The sequence below is a fragment of the Burkholderia ubonensis genome (genome assembly GCF_902833085.1).
Classification (GTDB): Bacteria; Pseudomonadota; Gammaproteobacteria; order Burkholderiales; family Burkholderiaceae; genus Burkholderia; species Burkholderia ubonensis.
Window position 1 is genome coordinate 607,494 of sequence record NZ_CADFEB010000001.1, and the last position, 25,737, is coordinate 633,230.

General features: G+C 67.2%; 27 protein-coding genes and 1 riboswitch. Of the genes, 14 read left to right on the plus strand and 13 right to left on the minus strand.

Annotated features, from left to right (window positions below):
• Positions 1-22 precede the first annotated feature (22 nt).
• From HWX31_RS02665 to HWX31_RS02675, 3 genes are all read right to left on the minus strand, one after another.
• Positions 23-457, minus strand: coding sequence for a GNAT family N-acetyltransferase (locus tag HWX31_RS02665; protein WP_174962741.1), 435 nt, complete (start codon positions 455-457; stop codon positions 23-25).
• A 123-nt stretch (positions 458-580) separates the two neighbouring features.
• The gene (locus HWX31_RS02670) at positions 581-790 is read right to left on the minus strand and encodes a hypothetical protein (RefSeq protein WP_174962743.1); all 210 of its coding nucleotides are present in this window, start codon (positions 788-790) and stop codon (positions 581-583) included.
• A 9-nt stretch (positions 791-799) separates the two neighbouring features.
• Positions 800-2,128, minus strand: coding sequence for a DUF3422 family protein (locus tag HWX31_RS02675; protein ID WP_174962744.1), 1,329 nt, complete (start codon positions 2,126-2,128; stop codon positions 800-802).
• A 180-nt stretch (positions 2,129-2,308) separates the two neighbouring features.
• On the opposite strand from HWX31_RS02675, the gene HWX31_RS02680 reads away from it, so the two are divergent.
• Positions 2,309-3,184: a LysR family transcriptional regulator gene (locus tag HWX31_RS02680; protein WP_059613140.1), complete on the plus strand. Its 876-nt coding sequence runs from the start codon at positions 2,309-2,311 to the stop codon at positions 3,182-3,184.
• A gap of 70 nt (positions 3,185-3,254) precedes the next feature.
• Here the strand turns inward: HWX31_RS02680 and HWX31_RS02685 are convergent, their stop codons facing one another.
• Positions 3,255-3,761 (minus strand): 6,7-dimethyl-8-ribityllumazine synthase, encoded by a 507-nt coding sequence (locus HWX31_RS02685; RefSeq protein WP_059613138.1) that lies wholly within the window; start codon positions 3,759-3,761, stop codon positions 3,255-3,257.
• Positions 3,762-3,829: 68 nt separating this feature from the next.
• Positions 3,830-3,985: riboswitch (FMN riboswitch) on the minus strand.
• An 84-nt stretch (positions 3,986-4,069) separates the two neighbouring features.
• Positions 4,070-4,987 (minus strand): LysR family transcriptional regulator, encoded by a 918-nt coding sequence (locus HWX31_RS02690; RefSeq protein ID WP_174962746.1) that lies wholly within the window; start codon positions 4,985-4,987, stop codon positions 4,070-4,072.
• A 254-nt stretch (positions 4,988-5,241) separates the two neighbouring features.
• Between HWX31_RS02690 and fae the strand changes: the two genes are divergently transcribed.
• From fae to HWX31_RS02710, 4 genes are all read left to right on the plus strand, one after another.
• On the plus strand, positions 5,242-5,763 hold the full coding sequence (gene fae / locus HWX31_RS02695; RefSeq protein ID WP_059651808.1) for a formaldehyde-activating enzyme: 522 nt from the start codon (positions 5,242-5,244) through the stop codon (positions 5,761-5,763).
• A gap of 44 nt (positions 5,764-5,807) precedes the next feature.
• Positions 5,808-6,830 carry an aldo/keto reductase gene (locus tag HWX31_RS02700; protein ID WP_059614318.1) on the plus strand — a complete coding sequence of 341 codons (1,023 nt, stop codon included), beginning with the start codon at positions 5,808-5,810 and terminating at the stop codon, positions 6,828-6,830.
• 22 nt (positions 6,831-6,852) lie between these two features.
• Positions 6,853-8,304: an NAD-dependent succinate-semialdehyde dehydrogenase gene (locus tag HWX31_RS02705; RefSeq protein ID WP_174962748.1), complete on the plus strand. Its 1,452-nt coding sequence runs from the start codon at positions 6,853-6,855 to the stop codon at positions 8,302-8,304.
• 345 nt (positions 8,305-8,649) lie between these two features.
• Complete coding sequence (locus HWX31_RS02710; RefSeq protein WP_174962750.1) at positions 8,650-8,916, plus strand: hypothetical protein; 267 nt, start codon at positions 8,650-8,652, stop codon at positions 8,914-8,916.
• Positions 8,917-9,102: 186 nt separating this feature from the next.
• Here the strand turns inward: HWX31_RS02710 and HWX31_RS02715 are convergent, their stop codons facing one another.
• Positions 9,103-9,402: a type II toxin-antitoxin system RelE/ParE family toxin gene (locus tag HWX31_RS02715; protein WP_174962751.1), complete on the minus strand. Its 300-nt coding sequence runs from the start codon at positions 9,400-9,402 to the stop codon at positions 9,103-9,105.
• A complete protein-coding gene (locus HWX31_RS02720; protein ID WP_059613127.1) occupies positions 9,399-9,656 on the minus strand; it encodes a type II toxin-antitoxin system ParD family antitoxin in 258 nt (85 codons plus the stop codon). The genes HWX31_RS02715 and HWX31_RS02720 overlap by 4 nt, the downstream gene beginning before the upstream one ends.
• A gap of 418 nt (positions 9,657-10,074) precedes the next feature.
• Here HWX31_RS02720 and HWX31_RS02725 point away from each other — a divergent pair, with 418 nt between their 5' ends.
• The 8 genes from HWX31_RS02725 (at position 10,075) to HWX31_RS02760 (ending at position 18,487) form a co-directional block, all read left to right on the plus strand.
• Entirely contained in the window at positions 10,075-10,830 is a 756-nt protein-coding gene (locus HWX31_RS02725; RefSeq protein ID WP_174962753.1) for a hypothetical protein, read from the plus strand.
• Positions 10,827-11,180 carry a hypothetical protein gene (locus HWX31_RS02730; protein WP_059633738.1) on the plus strand — a complete coding sequence of 118 codons (354 nt, stop codon included), beginning with the start codon at positions 10,827-10,829 and terminating at the stop codon, positions 11,178-11,180. The genes HWX31_RS02725 and HWX31_RS02730 overlap by 4 nt, the downstream gene beginning before the upstream one ends.
• Positions 11,181-11,377: 197 nt before the next feature.
• Positions 11,378-12,316, plus strand: coding sequence for a LysR substrate-binding domain-containing protein (locus HWX31_RS02735; RefSeq protein ID WP_059613120.1), 939 nt, complete (start codon positions 11,378-11,380; stop codon positions 12,314-12,316).
• Between the two features lie 277 nt (positions 12,317-12,593).
• Entirely contained in the window at positions 12,594-14,018 is a 1,425-nt protein-coding gene (gene aldA, locus HWX31_RS02740) for an aldehyde dehydrogenase (RefSeq protein WP_174962755.1), read from the plus strand.
• A 109-nt stretch (positions 14,019-14,127) separates the two neighbouring features.
• On the plus strand, positions 14,128-15,450 hold the full coding sequence (locus HWX31_RS02745) for an MFS transporter (protein ID WP_174962757.1): 1,323 nt from the start codon (positions 14,128-14,130) through the stop codon (positions 15,448-15,450).
• Positions 15,447-16,664: a mandelate racemase/muconate lactonizing enzyme family protein gene (locus HWX31_RS02750; RefSeq protein ID WP_174962759.1), complete on the plus strand. Its 1,218-nt coding sequence runs from the start codon at positions 15,447-15,449 to the stop codon at positions 16,662-16,664. The genes HWX31_RS02745 and HWX31_RS02750 overlap by 4 nt, the downstream gene beginning before the upstream one ends.
• Before the next feature lie 16 nt (positions 16,665-16,680).
• The gene (locus HWX31_RS02755) at positions 16,681-18,348 is read left to right on the plus strand and encodes a GMC family oxidoreductase (protein ID WP_174962762.1); all 1,668 of its coding nucleotides are present in this window, start codon (positions 16,681-16,683) and stop codon (positions 18,346-18,348) included.
• Positions 18,311-18,487 (plus strand): hypothetical protein, encoded by a 177-nt coding sequence (locus HWX31_RS02760; protein WP_174962763.1) that lies wholly within the window; start codon positions 18,311-18,313, stop codon positions 18,485-18,487. Before HWX31_RS02755 ends, HWX31_RS02760 begins: the two co-directional genes overlap by 38 nt.
• Before the next feature lie 36 nt (positions 18,488-18,523).
• On the opposite strand, the gene HWX31_RS02765 is transcribed toward HWX31_RS02760, so the two are convergent.
• A complete protein-coding gene (locus HWX31_RS02765) occupies positions 18,524-19,180 on the minus strand; it encodes a hypothetical protein (protein WP_174962765.1) in 657 nt (218 codons plus the stop codon).
• 579 nt (positions 19,181-19,759) lie between these two features.
• Between HWX31_RS02765 and HWX31_RS02770 the strand changes: the two genes are divergently transcribed.
• The gene (locus HWX31_RS02770) at positions 19,760-21,136 is read left to right on the plus strand and encodes an acetate kinase (RefSeq protein ID WP_174962767.1); all 1,377 of its coding nucleotides are present in this window, start codon (positions 19,760-19,762) and stop codon (positions 21,134-21,136) included.
• 22 nt (positions 21,137-21,158) lie between these two features.
• On the opposite strand, the gene HWX31_RS02775 is transcribed toward HWX31_RS02770, so the two are convergent.
• The 5 genes from HWX31_RS02775 to HWX31_RS02795 form a co-directional block, all read right to left on the minus strand.
• A complete protein-coding gene (locus tag HWX31_RS02775; RefSeq protein ID WP_174962769.1) occupies positions 21,159-21,770 on the minus strand; it encodes a hypothetical protein in 612 nt (203 codons plus the stop codon).
• 8 nt (positions 21,771-21,778) lie between these two features.
• Positions 21,779-22,471, minus strand: coding sequence for a C39 family peptidase (locus HWX31_RS02780; protein WP_244143628.1), 693 nt, complete (start codon positions 22,469-22,471; stop codon positions 21,779-21,781).
• A 3-nt stretch (positions 22,472-22,474) separates the two neighbouring features.
• A complete protein-coding gene (locus HWX31_RS34820) occupies positions 22,475-23,050 on the minus strand; it encodes a hypothetical protein (protein WP_415493120.1) in 576 nt (191 codons plus the stop codon).
• 112 nt (positions 23,051-23,162) lie between these two features.
• The gene (locus HWX31_RS02790; RefSeq protein ID WP_175933866.1) at positions 23,163-24,407 is read right to left on the minus strand and encodes a hypothetical protein; all 1,245 of its coding nucleotides are present in this window, start codon (positions 24,405-24,407) and stop codon (positions 23,163-23,165) included.
• Between the two features lie 501 nt (positions 24,408-24,908).
• A complete protein-coding gene (locus HWX31_RS02795) occupies positions 24,909-25,730 on the minus strand; it encodes a quaternary amine ABC transporter ATP-binding protein (RefSeq protein WP_059613104.1) in 822 nt (273 codons plus the stop codon).
• Positions 25,731-25,737: the final 7 nt, after the last annotated feature.

Consider the following 25,737-nt stretch of genomic DNA (forward strand, 5'->3'; position numbering starts at 1 on the left):
GATCCCGCTCGGCCTTCGACGCTCAGAGTTCCTTGACCATGAACACGCGCGCGGCCCCGGCCGGCTGGCACGGCACTTCGCCGAATACGCGGTAGCCGTGCTTCTCGTAGAACGCGGGCGCCTGGAACGTGATCGTGTACAGCACCGCGCGAGCGCAGCCGCGCTGCTTCGCCTCCGCTTCCGCCGCGTGCAGCAGCTTGCTGCCGAGGCCGTCCTTGCGCAGGGATTCGGGCACGTACAACAGGTCGATGAAGAACAGCCCCAGCGACGTCCGGCCGACCAGCCCGCCGAGGGTCTCCCCGGTCTTCGGGTCGGTCACGTACACGTCGAGCGCCGTGTTGTCGGGCTGGCCGGTTATCGCGTCGTTGTATTCGTTGAGCTTGCGGCTGATCAAGTCTCGGGCCGTCGGCTGTCCGACAGCGGCCAACTGGATTGCAACGTCTGATGGAGCGGTCATATCAATGTAGTTATCGGCGAAAGAATGTCGGGCCGGTTGATCCGGCCCCCTCGGAAACTGCCGTGCCATTCTGCCTGAAATGCACCGCTCCGGGTCGTCCGCCTGCCGCGCCGGAGATGCAGGTCAGTTGTAGCCGAGGATCGCGGACGTCGCGACGTCCGGCCGATCGGTCGTGCTGCCGACGAGCGACGCGGTCGGCTCCTGCAGCACCGCCTGATACGACGACACGCGCGCGTCGTCCCCATTGTCGGCATTACCCGCGTCGTCCCACGCCGGCTCGGCGAAATCGTCGATGCTCGAGAAGAACCCGGGTTGCATTTGCGAAAAAGTCATCTCCACTCCTTACGTTGTCGTTGATTTTCCGAACATCTTCGCCGCACGCGCCGGCTCGCCGTCGCGGCCGGCATCCGCATGCGCCATCTGCGCGCGGGTGCGCCGTGTGATGTGGATCACCGCGAGCACGACCGGCGCGATCAGCAGCCCTTCCGCCAGCTCGGGATCGACCGGCAGGCTCAGCACGTGCAGGGCCTTGAACGCGGCCGCCGCGAGCGACAGCACGTAGTACGAGATCGCGGCAACGGACAGCCCTTCCACCGCATGCTGCAGATGCAGCTGGTTGCGCGCGGTGCGCTCCATGCCGGCGAGCAGCCGCGTGACGTCCTTTTCCTGCGCGAGATTGACGCGGGTGCGCAGCAGGTCGACCGCGCGCGCGATGCGGTCGGCGATCTGCTCGCGACGCGCCCATACGCTGCGGCACGTCTCCATCGCGGGTGCGAAGCGCCGCTCCATGAACTCCGCGATCGTCGGCATCCCCTCGATGCGCTCCTCGCGCAGCTCCTGGATGCGCGCGAGCACGAGCTTCTCGTATGCACGCGACGCGCTGAAGCGTCCGCCGGACCCCGACAGCGATTCGACGCGCACCGCCAGGTGCGTGAGCTCGACCAGCAGCGCCGTGTCGTCGCCCTGCGCGCCGTGCGCGTCCATCCGCTGCATCAGCGCCTGCAGCGACGCGTGGATTTCGTCGAGATCGCGGCCCATCCGGCGCGCGACCGGCAGCGCGAGCAGCGCCATCATCCGGTAGGTTTCGATTTCATACAGGCGCTGCAGCAGGCGGCCGCCCTGCTCTTCGCGGAAGTCGTCGTCGACGACGAGAAAACGCATGAAGCCGTCGTGCCGCACGTGCCAGTCGCAGAACACCTTGCCGCCGCCGAGCACGTTGCCGCCGACCATCATCGGCCCGTCGAACCAGCGCCGCACGTCGCGGCACGCGAGCTGGGCGGCGTCGCCCGACAGCAGCTCCATGCGCACCGCGACGAAGCGGATCCCGGCCAGCCGCGCGAACCACGCGGCCGGGATGCCTTCGATCGCGAGATCGTCGAAATAGCCGGTATCGCGGCGCGGCGCGACGAACGTGAAGGTCGAGAACTCGGTGTGGCGCTCCCACTTCAGATGCCAGCCGCTCGGCGACTGCACCGTGTAATGCGTCGCGCCTTCGTGCGGCGCCGCGATGCCGGCGTCGCGGCACAGCGCGTGCAGCAGCGTGTCGTGAATCGCCGGTTCGCCATCCGAATAGATCGCGTAATGGGTCAGCGCCACGGATTCGGCCAGCCGCAGGAACGGCCGGGCATGCAATTCCGCGGCCAGTGCGGCGCGCAATGGATGGTCCATCATCTGTACACCGGGTTTTCCTCGTTCAACCTCGCGGCTTCGGCATGCCGGCAACCGTGGTCCGGCATGGCCCGACGCACCGGCGGCCGCAGCGGAATCGCTTGCGTGATCGCACTATCGCATGCACGTAGCGACAATAAAAACGCATAATGTTGATCGTTACATTCAGTTTTCCTGATACCTATGAAGATGCTCGATCACGACGTGCTCGCCACCGTTGTCGCGGTTGCCGAGACCGGCAACATGACCCGGGCCGCCGAAGCCGTGAACCGCTCGCAATCCGCCGTCAGCATGCAGATCAAGAGCCTCGAGGACGCGCTGGGGCGGCCGCTGTTCATGCGCCGGCCGCGCAGCATCGTGCTGACGCGCGAGGGCGAGGTGCTGCTGGGCTTCGCGCGGCGCATGCTCGCGCTGCGCGACGAGGCGTGGGCCGCCGTGGTGCGGCCGGAGGTGACCGGCAAGGTGGTGATCGGCGTGCCGGACGACTATGCGTCGTCGCTTCTTCCTTCAGTGCTTAAGAAATTCTCGGCGTCGTATCCGAAGGTCGAGATCCAGGTGATCGGGCTGCCGAGCAGCGCGCTCGCGCCGCTGCTCAAGGACGGCACCGTCGATCTCGTGTGCGGCACGCGCGTGAAAGGGCTGTCCGGCGATTTCGTGCGCCACGAGCCGATGGCGTGGGCCGCGATGACCAACGGGCCGCGCGTGTGGGAAGAGCGGCCGCTGCCGATCGCGGTGTTCATGCCCGGCAGCGTCGCGCGCGAGAACGCGATCCGCAGCCTCGAACGCGCGAAGCTGCCGTACCGGACCTCGTATGAAAGCCCGAGCCTGCTCGGGCTGATCAGCATGGTGGAAGCGGGGCTCGCGGTCGCGCCGCTCGCGCGCTGCGCGATTCCCGCGCAACTGACGGTGCTCGGGCGCTCGCACGGGCTGCCCGATTTGCCGCCGCTCGAGATGATCCTCGCGCGCAGCACGAAATCGAAGCGGCCGCCGTGCGACTTCCTCGCCGAGCAGATCATGGAGGATCTGCAGCGGCAGACGGGGCAGGCCGGCGACGCATAGGCGCCGGCGCGAGTGCGCGGGCGAACGGTGCGCCGGCCGCCGCCGATTCCGCGCGTTCGTTATGTGAGCGTCACGCGGCCGGCTTCATGGCGAGAAGCGCAGACTCCCCTTTCAACGCGGCGACTTTGCCGACCGTGTCGACGCACGCGCGCGCAAGCTCCGCGCCCTTCACGACGAAGTGCTCGTGGAAGAAGTTGGTGTGTTCGCCCGAGCCGTGAAAATGATGCGGGGTCAGCACCGCCGACAGCACGACGACTTCGGTTTCGAGCTGGACCTGCATCAGCCCGGAAATCACGGCTTGAGCGACGAACTCATGGCGGTAGATGCCGCCATCGACGACCAGCCCGGCACAGGCGATGGCCGCATACTTGCCCGTTTTCGCGAGCAGCTTTGCGTGCAACGGAATCTCGAAAGCACCCGCCACTTCGAAGAAGTCGCAGTCCGAACCCATGTTCGCATCGTTCAGTCCCGAGACAAACGCGGCTCGGCACTGGTCCACGATCTCCTTGTGCCAGCAAGACTGGACGAAAGCGATACGACGGGAAGCGGTTTGGGAAATGCTGGGAATCTGGGTCATGAGCTGATCCTGTGTCTGAGTTAAACGGGCGCACAGGGACGAGCCGCGTACCTTGCGTACGCAACCAACCCCGCTCTCTCTCATCCGGACTTTAACCGTCGGCCCCGGAATCACACCGGGTCTGCTGACCTTGCCATCGGGAAACCTCGGCAAGCGCTCGCGGGCTACACGCAACTGCCGTGATTACCGCCGGTGGAGAATTTCACCCCGCCCTGAGAACGTTCGCGGCATGACTGCCGCGCGAGGAATCTACCACAAACCCGGCGCGGAATGGGTCGAGGCCGGGTTGGCGGGGAACCGCCTGCGTGCTACGCGAACGCGTCGACCGACGCGCGCCGCCGCTCGTCCACCATCGCTTCGATCAACGAAACGAGATCGTCGGTCAGCGGATCGCAGATGCCGGGCGAGCGATGCAGTTCGAGATCGGCGGGCGGCAGCGGCGGCAACCCTTCTTCGTCGCCGAGCACGCGCCAGTTCCCGGGCAGCGTGCAGCGATCGATCATCGTCACGGCCGCGCCGTGGTTCACCGCGATCTTGATGCCGGTCGGGCTCTGGCTCGTATAGATGACGTGATACGGCCGCTCGGCCGTCGCCAGCGCATGCAGCCCGCGCTGCCGGTAGCAGCACGTCTCCGGAAACAGCGCGAGCGGCACCGACGCATGCCGGTCGAGCCGGAAATCGCGATGCGCGGCCCACACGACGTCGTCGCGGCCGAGATGCCGGCCGCCCGCTTGCTGCCCGTGCCGCACGACGAGCGCGACGTCGAGCTCGCCGGCCTGCAGCCGCTCCAGCAGTTCGAGCGACATCCGGCACTGCACGTGCAGGCGCGCGCCCGGCCTCAGCGCGTAGAACGATTTCAGCAGGTCCGGCAGCCACAGTTCCGCGTAATCCTCCGGCAGCCCGAAGCGCACCGCGCCGCGTTCGCTGCTGGTCTGCTTCAGCGCGATGATCGCGTCGTTCTGCACCTGGATGATCCGCCTCGCGTGGATCAGGAAGTTCTCGCCGTCGCGCGACAGCTCGAGCCGCCGGCTGTTGCGCAGGAACAGGTGCGTATCCAGCCGCTCCTCGAGCGTGCGGATGCGCAGGCTGATCGTCGACTGCGTGCGGTGCAGTTGCCGGGCCGCCGCCGTGAAGCCGCCGCTTTCGACGACGGCGACGAACGCGCGGATCAGCTCGGGATCGAGCGAACTCAATTTCGACCAATCGGGCCTTTGAATGGCAGCCATCGGAATTACTCGCTTTCGAAAATGGCCGAGCCGACCAAAGATAGGGCTCGGAGTACGCCGATTGTTGTCCAAACGCGCTCGGCCCTCCAAGCCCTGACCGGGTATGACAAACCCGGAGCCGGCGGGCGTTTTCGCGGCCGGATCAGGGCTTTCCCGGAGACGACGAACACGCAGCCCCGATCAGGAACCCGCGATCCACGGGCCGCCGCGCGGCCGCCCGCCATCGCCCCACCCTCTATCGACGAGACATCGCAATGACCGCACCCCAACCCAGAACGCTGTACATCGGCGAAGGCTTCGAAGGCCCCGGCGTCAACCTCGCGCACATCAACGTGCTGATCGGCCCGCGCGACGGCCCCGCGGGCCAGGCGTTCGCCACCGCGCTCGCGACGCCGTCGGCCGGCCATGCGCCGTTCGTCGTGATCGCGCAGCCGGGCGTGCCGACCAAGCCGCTCACGCTGTACGTGAACAAGGCGCAGATCGCGGGCGACTTCCACGGCAACGCGACGTGGGGCGCGTCGCAGGCCGGCATCGCGAAGGCCGTGGCCGAAGCGCTCGAGAACGGCACGCTGCCGCCGGAAGCGGAAAACGACTGGGTGGTCGTGTCGGCGAACTGGGTGAACCCGCAGACCGACGACCTCGACGCCGTGTTCGAGCACAACTACCGCGCGTGCCGCACCGCGATCGTCGCCGCGATGGAGGGGCTGCCGCATCGCGACGCCGTGTTCGCCGCCGCGCGCGACGTGTCGAACCCGTTCTACACGCCGAAAAAATAACTGACGGACAACGAACGGCCGGCAAGGCCGCATCAGGAGGAAGCATGGAATACGTCCGCCTCGGCCAGTCCGGCCTGAAGGTGTCCCGCCTGTGTCTCGGCACGATGAACATGGGCACCCCGCAATGGAAGCCGTGGATCTTCGACGAGGCGCAGAGCGAGCCGATCGTGCGCCGCGCGCTCGACGCCGGCGTCAACTTCATCGATCTCGCGGATTTCTATTCGACGGGCGTCGGCGAGGAAGTGGTCGGCCGCATCCTGAAGCGCAACGCGCGCCGCGAGGAGCTCGTCGTGACGACCAAGGTCGGCTACGACATGGGCGCGTACCCGAACGCGGGCGGCCATTCGCGCAAGCACGTGCTCGACGGCATCGACGGGTCGCTCAAGCGCCTCGGGATGGATTACGTCGACCTCTACATGCTGCACTTCTTCGACGTGAACACGCCCGTCGACGAGACGATGAGCGCGCTGCACGACATCGTGCGCGCCGGCAAGGCGCGCTACATCGGCGTGTCGACGATGTACACGTGGCAGTTCGCGAAGATCATGCAGGCGTGCGAGCGCAACGGCTGGGACAAGCCGATCAACATGCAGCTGCAGCTGAACCTCGCGTATCGCGAGGAGGAGCGCGAGATGGTGCCGTACTGCATCGACCAGGGCGTCGGCGTGTCGGTGTTCAGCCCGCTCGCGCGCGGCCTGCTGACGTGCGAGCCGCAATCGACGCGCAACCAGACCGATTTCTTCACCGCGCAGATGTACGGCGACCCGGCGTCGCGCGCGATCGCCGCGTCGGTTGCGCAGGTCGCGAAGCGGCGCGGCGTGCCGCCCGCGCAGATCGCGCAGGCGTGGGTGCTGGGCCGGCCCGGCATCGCGAGCATGCTGGTCGGCGCGGATTCGGTCGCGCAGTTCGACAGCGCGCTCGGCGCGCTCGAAACGCAGCTCACCGACGACGAGCTGCACGAACTGGAACGCAACTACACGCCGTGCGACCTGATCAACGACTACACGGCCGGCAAGCGCATCGCGCGCGAACCGCGTCCGGCGCAGGGCAGCTTCGCGGCAGACTGAAGGATTGAAGGAACACGACACGATGAGCGAATTTCTGAGGACAGGCCATTACATCGGCGGCGAATGGCATGAACCGCACAGCGCAAGCGACGCCACCTATCCGGTGCTGAACCCGGCGACCGGCGAGACGATCGCGCAGGTCGCGAAAGGCGGCGACGACGATGCGCAGCGCGCGATCGCCGCGGCCGAGCACGCGTTTCCCGCATGGCGCGCGCTGACCGCGAAGGAACGCGGCGCGCGCGTGAAGCGCTGGGGCGAGCTGATGCTCGAACACCGCGACGCGCTCGCCGAGCTGCTGACGCGCGAGCAGGGCAAGCCGCTCGCGGAAGCGCGCGGCGAGGTCGCGTATGCGGCGAGCTTTCTCGAATGGTTCGCGGAAGAAGCGAAGCGGATGTACGGCGACGTGATCCCGAGTCCGAAGCCGGATGCGCGGATCGTCGTCACGCGCGAGCCGGTAGGCGTCGTCGCGGCGATCACGCCGTGGAACTTCCCGCTCGCGATGATCACGCGCAAGGCCGGCCCCGCGCTCGCGGCCGGCTGCACGATGGTACTGAAGCCGTCCGAGGAAACGCCGCTGTCGGCGTTCGCGCTCGCGGTGCTCGCCGAGCGCGCGGGCGTGCCGGCCGGCGTGTTCAACGTCGTATCGGGCGACGCGGTCGCGATCGGCGAAGCGCTGACGCGCTCGCCCGTCGTGCGCAAGCTGTCGTTCACGGGCTCGACGCGCGTCGGCAAGCTGCTCGCGCAGCAATCGGCCGACACGCTGAAGAAGCTGTCGCTCGAGCTCGGCGGTAATGCGCCGTTCATCGTGTTCGACGATGCCGATCTCGATGCGGCGGTGGTCGGCGCGATCGCGTCGAAGTTCCGCAACACGGGCCAGACCTGCGTGTGCGTGAACCGCTTCCTCGTGCAGGACGGCGTCTACGACGCGTTCACGCGCAAGCTGGCCGATGCGGTGCGCACGCTGCGGGTCGGCAACGCGCTCGCGGGCGACGTCGACCAGGGGCCGCTGATCAACGACGCGGCGCTCGCGAAGGTCGAGAAGCACGTCGCGGACGCGACCGCGAAAGGCGCAACCGTCATTACTGGCGGCAAGCGTCATGCGCTCGGCGGCACGTTCTACGAGCCGACCGTGCTGACCGGCATGACGCCCGGCATGCTGATCGCCGAGGAGGAAACCTTCGGCCCGGTCGCCGCGTGCTTCCGCTTCGCGACCGAGGCGGAAGCGGTCGCGGCGGCCAACGACACGCCGTTCGGGCTGTCCGCATACTTCTATACGCGCGACCTCGGCCGCGCGTGGCGCGTGGCAGGCGCGCTCGAAAGCGGGATGGTCGGCGTGAACGACGGGATCATCTCGACCGAAGTCGCGCCGTTCGGCGGCGTCAAGCAATCGGGGCTCGGCCGCGAAGGCTCGAAGTACGGTCTCGATGAATACGTCGAGCTCAAGTACACGCTGATGGCCGGGCTGGGCGGCTGAGCGCCCCGCGCAAGCGACCCGTGCCGATCGCATGGGTGCCGGAGCGAAACATCTGACGCTCGGGGAGGCGTCGGGGCATTGACGACGGAAGGCGGGCGGGTTCCGGCCGACTGGCTCGGCCGCCCCGCCTTCGCGGTGGTCGTTTGGCCGAATGGGGCGGCCGGAACAGCGGTGATACCTGGGTTCTTTCCGCTCCGTATCCGCAGCCATGCCCGCCCCATGCGTCGATCTCAGCCATGTTCTCCCATACGAAACGACGTACTTCGACGATCGGCTGGCGGTCAATCGAAACGATCTGGACATCTCGTCGTTGCTTGGCGTATACGGCGACGTCGGCGCGGTCGCGTGGCGAGCGAAAACCGGCCCATTCGTCTCTCGGAAATCAAACAGCTCATTGGCGAGCTCATCACGAGCGAACGCCACCATCACGGCCAAGCACATGCCATGCTCGCACCGGCCGGCAAGCCGGCATCACCGCCGCAAAGAAAGGTATTTGACGTGGGGCGCATCGATCGCTCAAAGAGCAAGTTGCGCGTCATATCGATGGCCGACGGCGAGGCGCGTTGTCGCCGGCAAACGCTCATGCACTTCGGGCTGAATCCCGATCAGTAACTCGTCGCGGCAACGAGAAGGCCGCAGCCGTCATGCCGTTCGGTCAAGCGACTGAACGGCAGTTTTGTTTGCGGTGGCAACGACGGACAGGGCGATGCGACAACCAATCGAAAAGCTTCCGCATGCGCGACGCCATGCGGCGAAGCCCTTTCCGCACGCCAGATATCAGGTAACCCTCGAACTCATTCAGAAAAGAACGGCCGCATAGTCCCGCGCGCCATGCAGCACGTGAAGAATGTCGATCCGTGTGGGCGGGTCGCCTTCGACCCGATAGAAGATCTGGTAGTTTCCGTACACACGGTGCCGCACGCCGTGACGCTCGAATCGGGGAACCAGCGGAAACGCAAATGGCATCTCGGCAAGGCTGACGCACTTGTCGCGGATCTCCCGCACGAATGTCATGGCCCGTCGCGGGTTGTCCCGCGCAATGTAATCGGCAATCGCTTCGAGTTCGGCAATCGCCAGGTCCGACACGCGGACGATCATGCCTGACGATCCGCCTGTGCCCGATACTTCGCCTCGAGGCGATCGAATACTTCCTCCGCATCGGCGCCGCGTCCTGCTTGCGCATCGGCAAGGCTGCGCGCGATCACGGCGTCCAGCGCATCCAGTTGCGCCTCGCGATCCTGAATCAGACGCACGCCTTCCCGAAGCACTTCGCTCTTGGACCCATAGCGCCCCGATTCGACCAGCTTCGCGACGTAAGTCTCCAGTTGCTGGCCCAGTTCGGCACTGATCATGTCGACCTCCCGACGGCGTTGAACTCAATGCACGTAGGGTAGCCCGGTTATCAACTATTATCAAGGCGACATCTCCAGACGGACCGGCGCAAATGCAGGCATCGCCGATCGAATGAATGGACCGCACGCGACTCGTATTGGGCACATCCCGATAACGCCCGGCCGTCATCGGTCGATCGCTTTCGCTCGTGTTGCCCTGCCGAACCCATGCCGTGCGAACGCCGATCATGATCGAAGACTTCGTCACGCCACAACCCGGCCTGAAGGTCTACCCGTCCGATTCCGACGTCGTCGCCGAGCCCTCTGCCGCGCTCGCGCGGCACTCGTATTCGCTCGTGTCGATCGATCTGTCGGCAGTCGACCTCCCCGCCTTCGATCTGGCCATTCGGCGGACTCGGCCAGCCGGGTTCGGGGCGATATGCTGGGTTTTTCTGCTCCCTGTGCTGCCATGCCCGCCCAATGTGTCGATCTCAGTCATGTTCTGCCATACGAAACGACGTACTTCGACGATCAGCTGGCGGTCAATCGAAACGATCTGGACATCGCCGCGCTGCTTGGCGTGGCGAGCGAAATTTCCAACGCACTGCTCGTCTCGTTATGCGGCGCGCCGGCCGGATCGGACGTTCAAACCTGTCTCGACAGTGCGGGCAGACTGACGTTCGCCGTCACCCACCCAACGTTGATCCGATCCGAGAATCGCGTATCCGTCCTACGATCCCCCGACGTGTCCGTACTCGAACTCGGGACAATCGATCTGGCCGACAACGCTGTCGCCGGACTCGGTGCTGCAATGCTCTGGAGAATCGTTCGAGCATGTGATACGTTGGGGATCGCCCGAATCGGCGCATTGGCAGTGGGTGGCCGCAAGTCAGCGCCGGAACCCGGCGGGCCTCGGCTCTACGGATACTACGCGTGGCCGCGATTCGGCTTCGATGCGCGCATTCCCGCCGCGCACGGCGACGAAGCCGCGCTGTTCCAGTATTTCCAGGGATATCCGATCGGGTTGGCCGACGGGTCGCTTCGATCGCTGCGCGCCCTCTACGCGACGCGATTCGGGCGAGACTTCTGGCGGGCAGCCGGCTCACAACGGTGGGTGACATTCGACGTTGCGCCGCATGGTACGTCGCTGCTGACGTTGCAGGAATACTTGATCGAAAAGGGGATTTACGAATGAGCGAAAGGCACAGTCCGATCACGGGATTCCGGATCGCCCAGCCTGCGGCGAAGCGCGGTCGCACGACAAGCGGGCATCGTCCCATTCGTCTCTCGGAAGCCAGGCAGCTTATCGAAGCGTTCGTCACGAACGAACTCCATCACAGCCTGGCGCGCGTCATGCGCAAGTCCGTCGACGAGCACAACGCACAGCCGGCCGCCGAACCGACACCACTGCCGCAAAGAAAGGTCTTCAACGTAGCGCGCATCGACCACTCGAAGAGCCAGTTGCCTATCATATCGGACGCCGATGCGGAGGCCATCGGGCGCCGGGAAACGCTCATGCACTTCGGGCTGGATCCCGATCAATGATCGATAGCCGGCGGAGTAACCACCTGCTCCCTCAGCCCCGCGCCCTTTCGTGCCGCACTGATCGCCTGTTCGAGCGTCGGGAATTCGATCCCGCCGCCGATCCGTTCGACCGGCCACGCCGGCCCACAGCGTCAAGCGCTTGCCCCCTACAATAAGCATCCCGCACCAACCGAAAACACCGCTCCGTGAGACGCAAGATGCCGGCGCTGAACGCGCTGAAAGCCTTCGAGATGGCCGGCCGCACCGGCAGCTTCACGCGCGCGGCCGAGCTGCTCAACGTGACGCAGAGCGCCGTGAGCCGGCAGGTCCGGCAGCTCGAAAGCCAGCTCGGCGAAACCCTGCTCGAGCGCCGTCATCACCAGCTCGAGCTGACGGCGGCCGGCCGCGTGCTGCTGCGCGCGCTGCGGCAGTCGTTCGACAAGATCGAGCTGACCGTGCGCAGCCTGCAGGAAAAAACCCACCTGAACCGGCTGCGTGTGAACGTGCCGCCGACCTTCGCCGCGCGCTGGCTGATGCCCCGCCTCGGGCGGCTGCGCGACGCGCACCCCGAATTCGAGCTGACCCTCACCACCCGCATCCACGACAGCCTCGGCCAATCTCGCGTGCTCGACTGCGCGATCCGCTTCGGCGACGGCGAATGGGACGGCTTCGACAACGCGCTGCTGATGCAGGAGCAGCACATCGCCGTCTGCTCGCCCGCACTGTATGCGCGGCTGCGGCAGGACGGCGCGCCGATCGACCTGAACCGCTTCACGCTGCTGCACGTGCTCGCGACCGACGAGCAGCGCTACCTGACCTGGCAGCACTGGCTGAAAGCGGCCGGGATCACGGACGTCGACACGCGCGGCGGCTACGAATTCGACCTGCTCGACCACGCGATCCGCGCGGCGATCGACGGCCTCGGGATCACGATCGCCGACCGCCACATGGTCGCGCGCGAGCTCGCCGCCGGCCAGCTGATGCAGGTGCTCAACGTGCACGTCGACGGCCACCAGTCGTACTGGTTCGTCACCCGCCCCGAGCAAACCAGCCTGCCGCACATCGTGCAGTTCCGCGACTGGCTGCAGCAGGAAGTGTGGCTGTCGAAGCGCCACCTCGAACCGTCGTCGCCGCTGCCGCAGCCGCCGCTGCGCTGAGCGGACGACAGCTTGGCCGGCGCGCCGCGCGCCGGCCCCGCCCCATCGGGAAATACCCGCAGGCCGCCGCGCCCCCGCTCGCGCGCCGCCATCGCCCTGCCGTTGCGTGGCGTGCGAAGCCGCCCGACCCACCGACCAACATGCGTTTTTCTCACGCTCCACCCGAAAATAAGTCGTTTGTCGTGCATTAAACGCATGACCAGAATGGCCCCTGTCCCGTGACGCGCGTTTCGCCATCCGAAGCGATCCGCCCGCCACCCATCGGAGGAGCCACTTCATGCGCACCGAACGCAACTACGTGAACGGCCGTTTCGTCGCCCCGGAAAGCGACACGTTCATCGCCGTCCGCAATCCCGCCACCGGTGCGACGTTCGCGCGCGTGCCCGCCGCGTCGCCCGCCGAAGCGCTCGCCGCAGTCGATGCGGCAGCCGCCGCACAGAAAGCGTGGCGCAAGCTGCCGAGCGCCGCGCGCGCCGCGTACCTGCACCGGCTCGCCGACGCGCTGACCGCCCGCGCGCCCGAGATCGGTGCGGCGCTCGCGCAGGAATCCGGCAAGAGCGTCGAGGACGCGTCGAGCGAAGCCGTCTACGCGGGCCAGATCACCCGCTATCACGCGGAATGGGCGCGCCGGATCGAAGGCGAGATCATCCCGAGCGATACGTCCGACGAAAACCTGTTCCTGCACCGCGAGCCGATCGGCGTCGTCGCGTGCCTGATCCCGTTCAACTATCCCGTCTACACGCTGCTGCGCAAGGTCGCGCCCGCGCTGATCGCCGGCAACACGGTGGTCGTGCGCCCGAGCAATCACACGCCGGTGTCCGCATTCGAAATCGCGAAGGCCGTCGACGACGCAGGGTTCCCGGCCGGCGTCGTCAATATCCTGACGATGGACCACGCGACGGCCGAAACGCTGTGCACGCATCCGGCGGTCGGGATGATCACGCTGACGGGCAGCGTGAACGCGGGCCGCACGGTGCTCGACTACTGCAAGGCGAACATCGCGAAGCCGTCGCTCGAACTCGGCGGCAAGACGCCCGCGATCATCGAGCCGGATGCCGATCTCGAACGCGCGGCCGCCGCGTTCGTCGCGTCGAAGACGACGCACTGCGGCCAGCTCTGCACGGCGATCGAGCGCGTGTACGTGCACGACAGCGTGCACGACCGCTTCGTCGCGCTGCTGAAGGAGCAGATGGGCGCGGTGCGCATCGGCGACCGCGCGGCTGATCCGGCGCGGATGGGGCCGCTCGTCAGCGCATCGGCGCGCGAGCACATCCACGGGATGGTCGAACGCGCGATCGCGGCGGGCGCGACGCTCGAAACCGGCGGCGTCGTCCCCGACGGCCCCGGCTTCTTCTACCCGGCCACGCTCCTGACCGGCTGCCGGCAGGACATGGAGATCGTGCAGGAGGAAACCTTCGGCCCGGTCATGCCCGTGCTGCGCTACCGGACGATCGACGAAGCGATCGCGTTCGCGAACGACCACCAGTTCGGGCTGTCGTCCGTGCTCTACACCGAGCACTACCGCACCGCGATGCGGGTCGCGAACGCGATCGAGGCGGGCGAGCTGTACGTGAACCGCACGCCGGCCGATCCGTACCAGGGCTTCCACGCGGGCTGGAAACGCTCGGGCCTGGGCGGCGACGACGGCAAGCACGGGATGCTCGAATTCACGCAGACGCGCCTCGTCGTCATGAAGTACTGACGTTCCCTGCCGGTGCGCGGCGGGAACCCGCCGCGCACCGGCCACGTTCCATCGAGACCAAGACACAAGGAGACGTCCGCAGCGCGGCGATCTCCCGGAGGAAGACATCATGCCGACCCAACCGTCGACGCACGCGCCGTCGCTCGCGTCGCACGCCGATGCGCACACGTCGCACGACGCGCGCGCGCAACGCTACCTGCAACTGCTGCTGCTCGTGATCGCCGCGGGCGCGATCTACCCGATGCTGTACCTGCGGCAGGTGTACCAGCCGACGATGCTGCAGTTCTTCCGCATCGACGACGTGCAGCTCGGCTACCTGTATTCGTCGCTCGGCACGATCTTCCTCGTCAGCTACCTGCCGAGCGGCTGGCTCGCCGACCGCCTGTCGCCGCGCCGGCTGATCTGCTTCTCGCTGCTCGCGACGGGCGCGCTCGGGTTCGTCTACGCAACCGGGCCGTCGTTCCCCGCGCTCGTGCTGATCTTCGGCGGCTGGGGGCTGACCACGGGCCTCACGTTCTGGGCCGCCGTGATCAAGCGCGTGAACACGATCGCGGGCCCCGACGAGCAGGGCCGCTTCTTCGGTCTGCTCGACGGCGGGCGCGGCCTCGTCGAGGCGCTGCTCGCGACGATCGCGATCTCGCTGTTCGCGTACGTGACGCAGACGCACGGCGGCACCGACGCGGCCGGCTTCACGCTCGTCGTGCATCTGTATGCGGGCAGCTGCATCGCGCTCGGCGTGCTGCTCGCGCTCGTGAAGGAGCCGGCGCGCGACGCACGACGCGCTGCCACCGCAAAAGTCCGACGTGGCAACGTGCTGACCGACCTGAAGACGCTCGCGTCGATTCCCGAGCTGTGGCTCGTCGCGGCGATCGTGTTCTGCGGCTACCAGGTGTTCTGGGCGACCTTCAGCTTCTCGGCCTACCTGCACGAAGGCAACTTCGGCCTCAGCGTGACGGCGGCCGGCTTCATCACGACGCTCAAGCTGTGGATGCGCCCGATCGGCGGCATCGGCGGCGGCTACCTCGGCGACCGCGTATCGAAAGTCACCGTGCTGTTCTGGGCGCTCGTGCTCGCGGCGCTGTCGCTCGCCGGCCTGATCGCCGCGCCGCCGCACAGCCCGCAGGCGATGCTCGTCGTGCTCGTGCTGTTCATCGGCATCCTCACCTACGCGGTGCGCGGCCTGTACTGGTCGCTGCTCGACGACTGCCGCGTGCCGCCCCACTGCGCAGGCCTCGCGATCGGCCTGATCTCGGTGCTCGGCTATTCGCCCGACGTGTTCGTGCCGCTGATCAACGGCTACGTGACGCAAACCTGGCCGGGCGCGCACGGCTACCAGCTCTATTTCGGCTACATCGCGGCCATCGCGCTCTGCGGCGCGGGCGCGGCCGCCGCCCTCAAATATCGTCTCAATCGCATCAAGGAGTCCGCATGAAGATCGTCTCGCTCGACACCCACGTCGTCGCCGTGCCGCCGCCGCACGTCGGCGGGATGTACTGGATCTTCGTGAAACTCACGACCGACGACGGCATCGAAGGCGTCGGTGAAATCTATTCGGCGACGTTCCACCCGAAGGCGATGGGCCCGATCATCGACGACGTGTTCGACCGCTACCTGCTGAACCACGACCCGCACCACGTCGAGCGGCTGTTCCGCCAGGCGTATTCGAGCGGCTTTACGCAGCGGCCCGACCTGACGATGATGGGCGTCGTCAGCGGCCTCGAGATGGCGTGCTGGGACATCATCGGCAAGGCCGCCGGCAAGCCCGTGTACGAACTGCTCGGCGGGAAGATCCACGAGCGGCTGCGTTCGTACACGTACCTGTACCCGAAGAACGCGAACGGCGAATACGACTACGACGATCCCGACCTTGCCGCCGAATGCGCGGCCGAGAACGTGAAGCTCGGCTTCACGGCCGTCAAGTTCGATCCGGCCGGGCCGTACACGGCCTATTCGGGCCACCAGCTGTCGCTCGAAGTGCTCGATCGCTGCGAACTGTTCTGCCGTCGCGTGCGCGAGGCCGTCGGCAGCAAGGCCGACCTGCTGTTCGGCACGCACGGGCAGATGGTGCCGTCGTCGGCGATCCGGCTCGCGAAGCGGCTCGAGAAGTACGACCCGCTGTGGTTCGAGGAGCCCGTGCCGCCCGGGCAGGAGGAAGCGATCGCCGAAGTCGCGAAGCACACGTCGATCCCGATCGCGACCGGCGAGCGCCTGACGACCAAGTACGAATTCCACAAGCTGCTGCAGGCAGGCGGCGCGTCGATCCTGCAGCTGAACGTCGCGCGCGTGGGCGGCCTGCTCGAAGCGAAGAAGATCGCGACGCTCGCCGAGGTGCACTACGCGCAGATCGCGCCGCACCTGTACAACGGGCCGGTCGGCGCGGCCGCGAGCATTCAGCTCGCGACCTGCACGCCGAACTTCCTGATCCAGGAAAGCATCATGACGTGGGGCGGCTTTCATTCGGAAGTCGTGAAGACGCCGATCCGCTGGGAAAACGGCTACATCGTTCCGTCGAACGAGCCGGGCCTCGGCATCGAGCTCGACATGGACGTCGTGAAGCGCCATTCGCCGTATACGGGCGAGCGGCTGCACCTGCAGATGGGCACGCAGCCCGTCGACGTGAAGGACCTCGCCCCCGCGAAGGGCTGACCGCGAAGGACGCGACATGACCTATGACTACATCATCGTCGGCGCGGGCTCGGCCGGCTGCATTCTCGCGAACCGCCTGAGCGAATCGGGCCGGCACTCGGTGCTGCTGCTCGAAGCGGGCGAGCGCGACGCATCGTTCTGGTTCAAGGTGCCGGTCGGCTTCACGAAGACCTATTACAACCGCCGCTACAACTGGATGTACTACAGCGAGCCCGAAGCGCAGCTCGCCGACCGCAAGCTGTACTGCCCGCGCGGCAAGGTCGTCGGCGGGTCGGGCTCGATCAACGCGATGGTCTACGTGCGCGGCCAGCGTGGCGACTACGACGACTGGGCCGCCGCCGGCAATCCGGGCTGGGCGTACGACGACGTGCTGCCGTATTTCCGCAAGCTCGAAACGCACGCGGCCGGCGCGGCCGATCCGCAATACCACGGGACGACCGGGCCGATCCACATCACGTCGATGCAGGCCGACGTGCATCCGATCGTCCACGAGTTCCTGACGGGCTGCGACCAGCTGAACCTGCCGCGCACCGCCGACTTCAACGGCGCGCAGTTCGAAGGCGCGGGCATCTACGACCTGAACACGAAGCACGGCGAACGCTGCTCGAGCAGCTTCGCGTACCTGCGGCCCGCGCTGGGCCGCGCGAACCTCACGCTGCGCTCGGGCGTGCTGGTACGGCGCGTGACGTTCGACGGCACGCGCGCGACGGGCGTCGTCGTCGCGGGCCCGAACGGCGACGAGACGATCGCCGCCGCGCGCGAAGTGATCCTCGCGGCGGGCGCGGTCGATACGCCGAAGCTGCTGCAGTTGTCGGGCGTCGGTGATCCGGCGCTGCTCGCGCGGCACCGGGTGCCGGTCGTGCATGCGTTGCCGGCCGTCGGCCGCAACCTGCAGGACCACCTGTGCGTGAGCTTCTACTTCAAGGCGAACCGTCCGACGCTCAACGACGAGATGGGCACGCTGTTCGGCAAGCTGAAGATCGGCCTGCGCTACCTGCTGACGAAGCGCGGCCCGCTCGCGATGAGCGTGAACCAGGCGGGCGGTTTCTTCCGCGGCGCGCGCGATGCGCGAGAGCCGAACCTCCAGCTCTACTTCAACCCGCTGTCGTACCGGATTCCGAAGAGCGACCGCGCGAGCATCAAGCCCGAGCCGTATTCAGGTTTCCTGATCGCATTCAACCCGTGCCGGCCGACGAGCCGCGGCACGATCGAGATCGCATCGAACCGCGCGGAGGACGCCGCGACGATCCGCATCAATGCACTGACGACGCGGAAGGATCTCGACGAAGCCGTGCAGGGCAGCAGGCTGATCCGCGCGCTGATGCAGGCGCCGGCGCTGAAGGCGATGACCGTCGAGGAGATTTCGCCGGGGCCGCAGGTCGACTCCGACGAAGCGATGCTGCGGTATTTCCGCGAGCAGTCGGGTTCGATCTACCACCTGTGCGGGTCGTGCGCGATGGGGCCCGATGCGGCGACGTCGGTCGTCGACGTGTCGCTGCGCGTGCACGGGCTGCAGGGGCTGCGCGTCGTCGATGCGTCGGTGTTCCCGAACATCACGTCGGGCAACATCAACGCGCCGACGATGATGGTCGCGGAGAAAGGCGCGGATCTGATTCTGGCCGATGCGCTTCGCGAGGAAACGGCCGATGCACGAACCGGCGAGCGTGAAACCGTCGCGCACTGACGCGGCGGCCGCGCACGGCGAACGGATACGCGAACGGACAAAAGGCAAGAGGGCGCGCAAGCAAGGTCTGTTGCATCGCGTCGCCACCGATCAAGCCAAGGCGGTCGAAGTCATCCAGGATGTTTTTCGGTCAGCTTGAGTTCGCCGCAGTGCGCGTACGGCGGTTGGCGCTCGCTCAGGCGTCGGCGACCTGATTCGCCGTCAACGCCTTGCCCAGAAAATTCGCCACGCGCGTCAGCACGCTGAGCAATTCGAACGCGACCTCGGCCGTCCACGCGTCGCTGAAGTCGAAGTGCGCGGTCTCGACGTTGCGCAACCACGCGTTGGGCCCCGGCTCGTCGCGCAACACGCACACGGCCGTCACCTGGAAATATCCCGAGCCGCGTGCGGGCATCCCCGTCTCGAGGACGAAGCCCAGCAGGGACGCCAGGCGAAAACGGAAGCATGCGTCGCGCCACCGGAAGCCGGCCCACTCGGCGTCGCGCGAACGGAACACGAAGAAGTGCGCATCGTCGTCGGTCGACGCGACCCATTGCCACGACGCGAATCCGTTGAATTCGGCGTCGTTCGTCATCGACGCCGGCGAGCCCATCGGCCCCTCTTCGATTTCGGTGATCGAGCCGAACACCTTCTTCAATCCCGCGAACATTTCTCCATTGAGACGTCCGCCGAAGCTCTGCCACTCGCTGATGGCGCGAGTGCGAATGTTCGGACGCAGCCCGATGTGCTCGAACACGGCCTGGTCGCCCAGCAACCCGTAAAGACGGTTGTCGCCGGCGGGGTCGTCGGCGCGGCGGCTGCCGAGCGGATACGGCAGATCCTCGACCGGCATGCGCTTGTCGGTGGTCCGGGGGAGCGGTCGGCCTGGCGGCACAGTCGGGTTGGAGTTCATCTGGCGAAGGGGGTCGGCGTAGCGTCGGGATCGATGGTATGCGCATGCCGGCACGAACCGGCCGTGCGGAATGCTTGCGCGCCGACATACTGCCAGAAAACCGACGCAGCGAACGACGACAGCGAACGCGAAACGCGGTCGTCAGCCGACGAACGGCAGGCGCACACACAAAAACAACGCGCGCCCCACAGGCGCGAAACATGCATGCGGTTTTGACGGAAGACCCCGCGAAACAGGTGCGCCCGTGTCGCCGCCGTACGCGATCAAGGGTTTGTCTGATTGGCTTTCGAAGTCTGCCTGAACTAGCCTCGTGAAGTCTGCCGCTGCGTGGTTCGGGTGGCGGCAACTGACGTCGTGGTGATGTTGTGCACATGACAATCCTGCGTCGGCGCGCGGCCTCGCTGCCGAAGTTTCATTGCGCTCGATCGCACGCGCATCGACGCCGCCGGAGAGACATTCTTTGGCCTGCCGTCGGTGCACATTGGGGTGAATCTGCAAGCCTGATCATGGAGACGCACCGTGAAGCGCATGCCATTTCGCCACATCCGTGCCATCACCTACGCAAGCGTGCTGCTCTTTCAAGCCGAGGCGCAGGCGCAGTCGCTCGACACCCAGTCGACCCAGGAGAACATCTCCGCGCTGCGCCAGGAAGTCGATCACCATCTGAAGGAACTGGACGCGCTCAAGCGCAAGCTTGCCGATGAAGAAGCGAATCTCACGCGCCTGAGCCGGGCGCTGGACAACCGGGAACTCGCGGCCAAACGTGGGGCGGGCACCGGCGACACCGGCGGCGCAGCGCCAACCGACGCCGGCACAGCAAGCACCGGCGGCGCAATGACAGCCGGCGCCCCCAGCCCTGAGCCCAGCCCCGGCAACGTGCAATCCGCGGCCACCCCCGCGCCGAGCCAGCCGGTCGGCCAGGCCCCCGTGCCGGACACCGCGCCGCCGCCCGTCGCGCCGATCTTCGATCAGCCCGGCGTGCTGACGCCCAAGCACAAGTTCGTCGTCGAGCCGTCGTTCCAGTTCGGCTATTCGTCGTCGAACCGCGTCGCCCTCGTCGGCTACACGATCATCCCGGCGCTGCTGATCGGCCTGGTCGACGTGCGGGAAGTCAAGACGACCACGCTGACGGCCGCGGTCGCGGCGCGCTACGGGATCACCAACCGGATGGAAGTCGAAGTCCGCATCCCCTACGTGTACTCGACGAACGACACGGTCAGCCGCGAGATCTTCACCGGGTCCGCCCAGGACAACGCGTTCAACAGCCACGGCAAGGGGCTCGGCGACGTCGAAATGACGCTGCGCTACCAGTTCAACACCGGCGGCCCCGACAAGTTCTATTACATCGGCTGGCTCCGCTTCAAGACCGCCACCGGCAAGAGCCCGTTCGACGTCGTCACCGACTGCGTCACGCGCTGCGTCGGCAACACCACCGGCACCGGCCTGCCGCTCGAACAGCCGACCGGCTCCGGCTTCTACGCGATCCAGCCGGGCCTCACGTGGCTCTTCCCGTCCGACCCGGTGGTGTTCTTCGGCAACGTCAGCTACCTGCACAGCTTCGGCCGCGACAACCTCAGCCTCACGATCCGCAACGGGCAGAAGGACTTCGTCGGCAGCGTGCAGCCCGGCGACATCTGGGGCTTCAACATCGGCATGGGTCTCGCGCTGAACGAGAAGGCGTCGGTGAGCCTCGGCTACGACCAGAGCATCGTGCTGCCCACGAAGGAGAACGGCCAGACGGTGCCGGGCTCGGTGCGCGTGATCCTCGGCACGCTGCTGGTCGGCTACTCGTACCGGCTGTCGCCGAAGACCACGCTGAACCTGTCGATCGGCGCGGGCCTCACGCGCGACACGCCGGACGTCGCCATGACGCTGCGCGTGCCGATCGCGTTCTGAGGCCGGGCGCGCGCCTGCCCGCTCATCTGCCGGGCAGCACGCCGGTCAGCGCGTTGTTGAGCGTCGACATGATGTTCAGGTTCTTGAACATCGACAGCGTGTTGACGGACGTATCGATCGTGGTCAGCGCCTGAATGTGCTGGTTGCTCAACGTATTCTGGATCACCGCGCCGGTCAGCCCCGGCAGCGCGCCGGGCTGCGCGGCGTTGCCGGGCCCGACCTGGATCAGCGCGCCCAGGTTCGCGGCCGCCAGCGCCTGCGCCTGCTGCGCGGTGATCTGGCTCACGTCCGGAATGTCGAAGTTGGTCGTCGTGACCAGGTTGCCGTTCACGAATGCGACACGCGAGATGCCGAACGAGACCTGCAGGCCGCCCGGCAGATCGAAGCCGCCGCGCATCGCGTCGAGGCGCGCGTCGCTGAGCGCGACCGCGCCGCCCGCCGGCCAGCTCCGCTCGTCCCGCTCATCCTGCGCGTGACCGGACGCCGGAAGCCACGACGCCGCCCCGCTCGTCTGCGTGACACATTCGACGGTCGCGGCCGGCGTTCCGTCCGGCATCGCCGCCGCGCCCATGGACGCCATCCCGCCGCACACCATCGCGGCCAAGCCGGCGATCTTCCTGGTCTCGGATCTCATGACGGTCCTCAAAAGTCGCTCGGTCCGTGCTTCGGCATCACGACGTTGTACAGGCCGTCGCGGTTGATGCCGGTGTAGAGCGGCGCGCTGGGCGCGACGCGCCAGTCGCGCGGGTCGTTGAACACCGCAAGCTCGGGCTTGTTGTGGATCACGAAAATGACATGGTCTTCCCATTTCTGCTCGAAACTCGCGAGCGAGACCGGCCGCGTGCCGGTGGCCGGATCGCCGACGAGCACGCGCCCGTTGCGCAGCCCCTTCACGACCACGAAATGGTGATAGCCGTGCTCGGTGATCAGCACGATCGCCGGCGTGTGCGTCTTCGCGAGCGTCTGCAGCGGCAGTTCGTAGCCGTCCGCGACGAAGCCGTGCGCTTCGAGAAAGCGCCGGATGTCGAGCAGCGAGAATCCCTGCCGGCGGATCTTCTCCTGATTGCCGTTCTCCCACATCTGGGTGAACGCGGTCTGCTCGGTCATCGGATAGCCGTACTGGTAAGTGAGCAGCGTCGCGACGGCGGCCGACCCGCAGCTGAAGTCGTACTGCTGCTTGACGGTCCGCTTGAAGCGCGCTTCCTTGAGACTCGTGACGTGCATCGCGTAGCCGGCGCCGGCCGGATCGACCACGGTCATCTCGTCCGCCCGGGCTGCCGGGACGGATGCCGCGCACGCGAGCGCCGCCATCCACACCGCCGCGCAATGTCTCATCGCTCAATTTCCGAAGTGCACGTTGAGCACCGTCGCGTTCTGGATCAGCACGTTGGCGCCGGTATTCTGGATGACCGTCGGCAACCCGCTCGAATTCGCGAACGAGCCGTCGGCAATCGAATTCGAGCCTGTCGACACCCGGTTCGCCACGTTGTCGGTAACCGCGCCGGTCAGGTAGTTCTGCCCGATCAGCGCATCGCCGCCGCGATGCTGGTCGAGCTGGTCGGGCGTCATCGCGACGCCGAGACTGTCGTCGTGCACGGTTGGCGCGCCGGTCGCTGCCGGAGCCGGTACGGTCCCGTCCGAGGGTTCAACCGGTGTGGAAGGTGCGGGCGTCGGCGCGGCGCTGACCCCGGCATCCACGCCGGTTCGCGACGCGTCAGGCGCCGCATGGGCCGTCAGGCCCGGCAGCAACACCGCAGGCAATAGCATCAGCGAAAATGCCTTTCGGATTCGCATGGCTGTCTCCTTCGGCCCTGCGCGGGTCGGCTCGAACCCGACGCGCAGGGAGCGGAATCGGCGTGACCGTCGATCGACGGACATCAGGCCGGAATACGCCGGCGACGGCGAGGCGGCCATTCGGTCGTCCCGCCGTCGCCGGCCATCTCGTCCGTCCGGCGAAGGAACGCGAGCCGCGGGAGCGACTGCCCCTGCGGCCTTGCGTACGATTCGCCGGGGCTGGCCGGCCGTTCTAACGTCCGACGGTCAGGTTCGCCTGCACGGTCACGGCCTGCTGCACGAACGACGCCATGCCGCTGTTCTGGTTGGCGATCATGATGCCCGCCGCGGACTGACCGACGCTCGCCATCGCGTTGGACATGTTGAACGTCCCCGCGTTGACCGCATTGGCTCCGCCTGCGCCACCCGCGCCGCCGACCGCGCCGTTACCGACGCCGCCGTTGCCGGTGCCGCCTGCGCCGCCCGCGCCGCCCATCGCGCCCACCGCGCCGCTGCCTGCGGTCGCGCTGCCGTTGCTGGCCGTCGTCGAGGCGCCGCCGTTGGCCGCGCTACCGCCCGTGCCCGCACCGCCCGCCGCGCCGTTGCCCGCCGACGCTGTCGCCGCGCCGCCCGTGCCGCCCGCGGACGTGCCGGGGCCGCCCGTGCCGGAGCCTGCTCCGCCCGAAGCCGTCGCCGAGCCTGACGAGCCTGCGCCGCCCGAGCCGCTGCCGTTGCCCGTGCCGGTACCCGTCCCGGTGCCGGTGCCGCTGCCGGTTGATGCCGTCGCGCTTCCGCTGCCATGATTCCTGGCCCACGCGGAACCGGGATCGGCTGTGCCAGTGCCGCCGCCCCAGCCGGCGCCGCTGCCCCTGCCGGGGCCGCCCACGCCGATCGAAGCCGCGACCGCGCCGCCGCCCGTGCCCGAGCCTGCGCCGCCGCCCGCCGTGGCGTAGCCGCCGCCGCCGCCGGAGGCCCCGGATGCGCCGCCGTTTCCGCCGCCGCCGCCGTTGCCGGTGCCGGCCGTCGCGCTGCCGTTGCTGGCGTTGCCTGCCGTCGCGCTGCCGTTCTGCGCGCTGCCGCCGCTGCCGCCTGCGCCGCCTGCGCCGCCGTTACCGCCGGTGCCGCCCCTGCCGCCCAAGCCATACCCGTAGCCGCCCCGACCGCCGCTTCCGCCGGCCGCGCTACCCGAGTTGGCCGCCTGGTTGCCGATGCCCGAGACCTGGACGTTGGAGACGTAGCCGTCGAGCCTGCTGAGCGCGACGACCCTGGTGGTGTTGTAGGAATCCTGAAAGACGCTCGCGCCGGGGGAGACTTCGTTCGCGTTGGACCCGGTGCTGCTGGTTTGAGTCGAGCCTACCGTGTTGGTCAGGGAGTTCGATCCGTCATCGGCTCGTTGGCTGCATGTCGAACTGGTATCGCTGCTGCATGGATTCGCCATCGCGTAACCGCTGCATCCTAATGCGAGGAGCGCAGCGGACGCCAATAAAGTTTTGCGCATGAAATCCTCCTGAAGTAACGAGGGACGGCTTGGCCGACTGCGCCAATCCGGACCACGCGACGCATCGGCGATGCCACCCTTGCAAGCGCCTGAATGCAAAGAGGAAGTTGGATCTTTCATGCGGCTCGGGCCGATTCGCCCGATTTCGGCGTGCGATTTATGTTTCAGTCCTGAAACACGCCGGCCCCGGAACAGCCCTGATGCACGGCTGAATTCCCGTTTGCATTCAAGCACATGACGGCGTCTTTCAATGCCGCCGCGACGAACGCGAAACGTTTCACTTTTGACACTGCCGCTTCGTGCATCCGGGTTCACCCGTAGCACCAGATATTCGATTGCGATCGCAGAAGCCTGTCCGGCAAGGACCTCCGGCCGGATTCGTTCGTCAACGGAAGCCAAGGGCGTGCGCCGCGGCCGTTCAGAAATGTATCAACTGCGATCACGGGTTTTTCTTCGAATCCGGTTTGCGTCAAGCGTCGGCGGATTCGATCCGGCGGCGGCTCAGTTCATGCCCGTGCGCTTCTCGACGAACCTTCGTACATAATCGTCCGCCGGCCGCGCCAGGATGTCGTCCGGCGTGCCGACCTGCACGAGCGTGCCGTCGCGCAGGATCGCGATCCGGTTGCCGATCCGCAGCGCCTCGTCGAGATCGTGCGTGATGAACACGATCGTCTTCGCGAGCGTCGCCTGCAGTTCGAGCAACTGGTCCTGCATTTCGGTGCGGATCAGCGGATCGAGCGCGGAAAACGCCTCGTCCATCAGCAGCACGTCGGTGTCCGCGGCCAGCGCGCGCGCGAGGCCGACGCGCTGCCGCATGCCGCCCGACAGCTCGTCCGGGTAATGGTCGGCATAGCCGTCGAGCCCGACCTTCGACAGCCAGGTGCGCGCGGCATCAAGCGCGTCGTGCCGCGTTTCGCCGCGCGTGCGCAGCGCATACGCGGCGTTGTCGAGCACGGTCTGGTGCGGCAGCAGCCCGAAGTTCTGGAACACCATGCTGACCTTGTAGCGCCGCAGCTCGCGCAGCCCGTGCGGGTCGAGCTTGATCACGTCGCTGCCGTCGATCACGATCTCGCCGGCCGTCGGCTCGATCAGCCGGTTGAAATGCCGCACGAGCGTCGACTTCCCCGAGCCCGACAGGCCCATGATCACGAAGATCTCGCCGGAACCGATGCTGAGGCTCACGTCGTTGAGACCGACGTTGCAGCCGGTCTCCGCGAGCACGTCCGCCTTGCGCTTGCCGCCGCGCAGCAGGTCGAGCACGCGCGCATGCGATGCCTGCGGCCCGAACAGCTTGTACACGTGTTTGACGTCGATGGTCGCCATGTCTTTC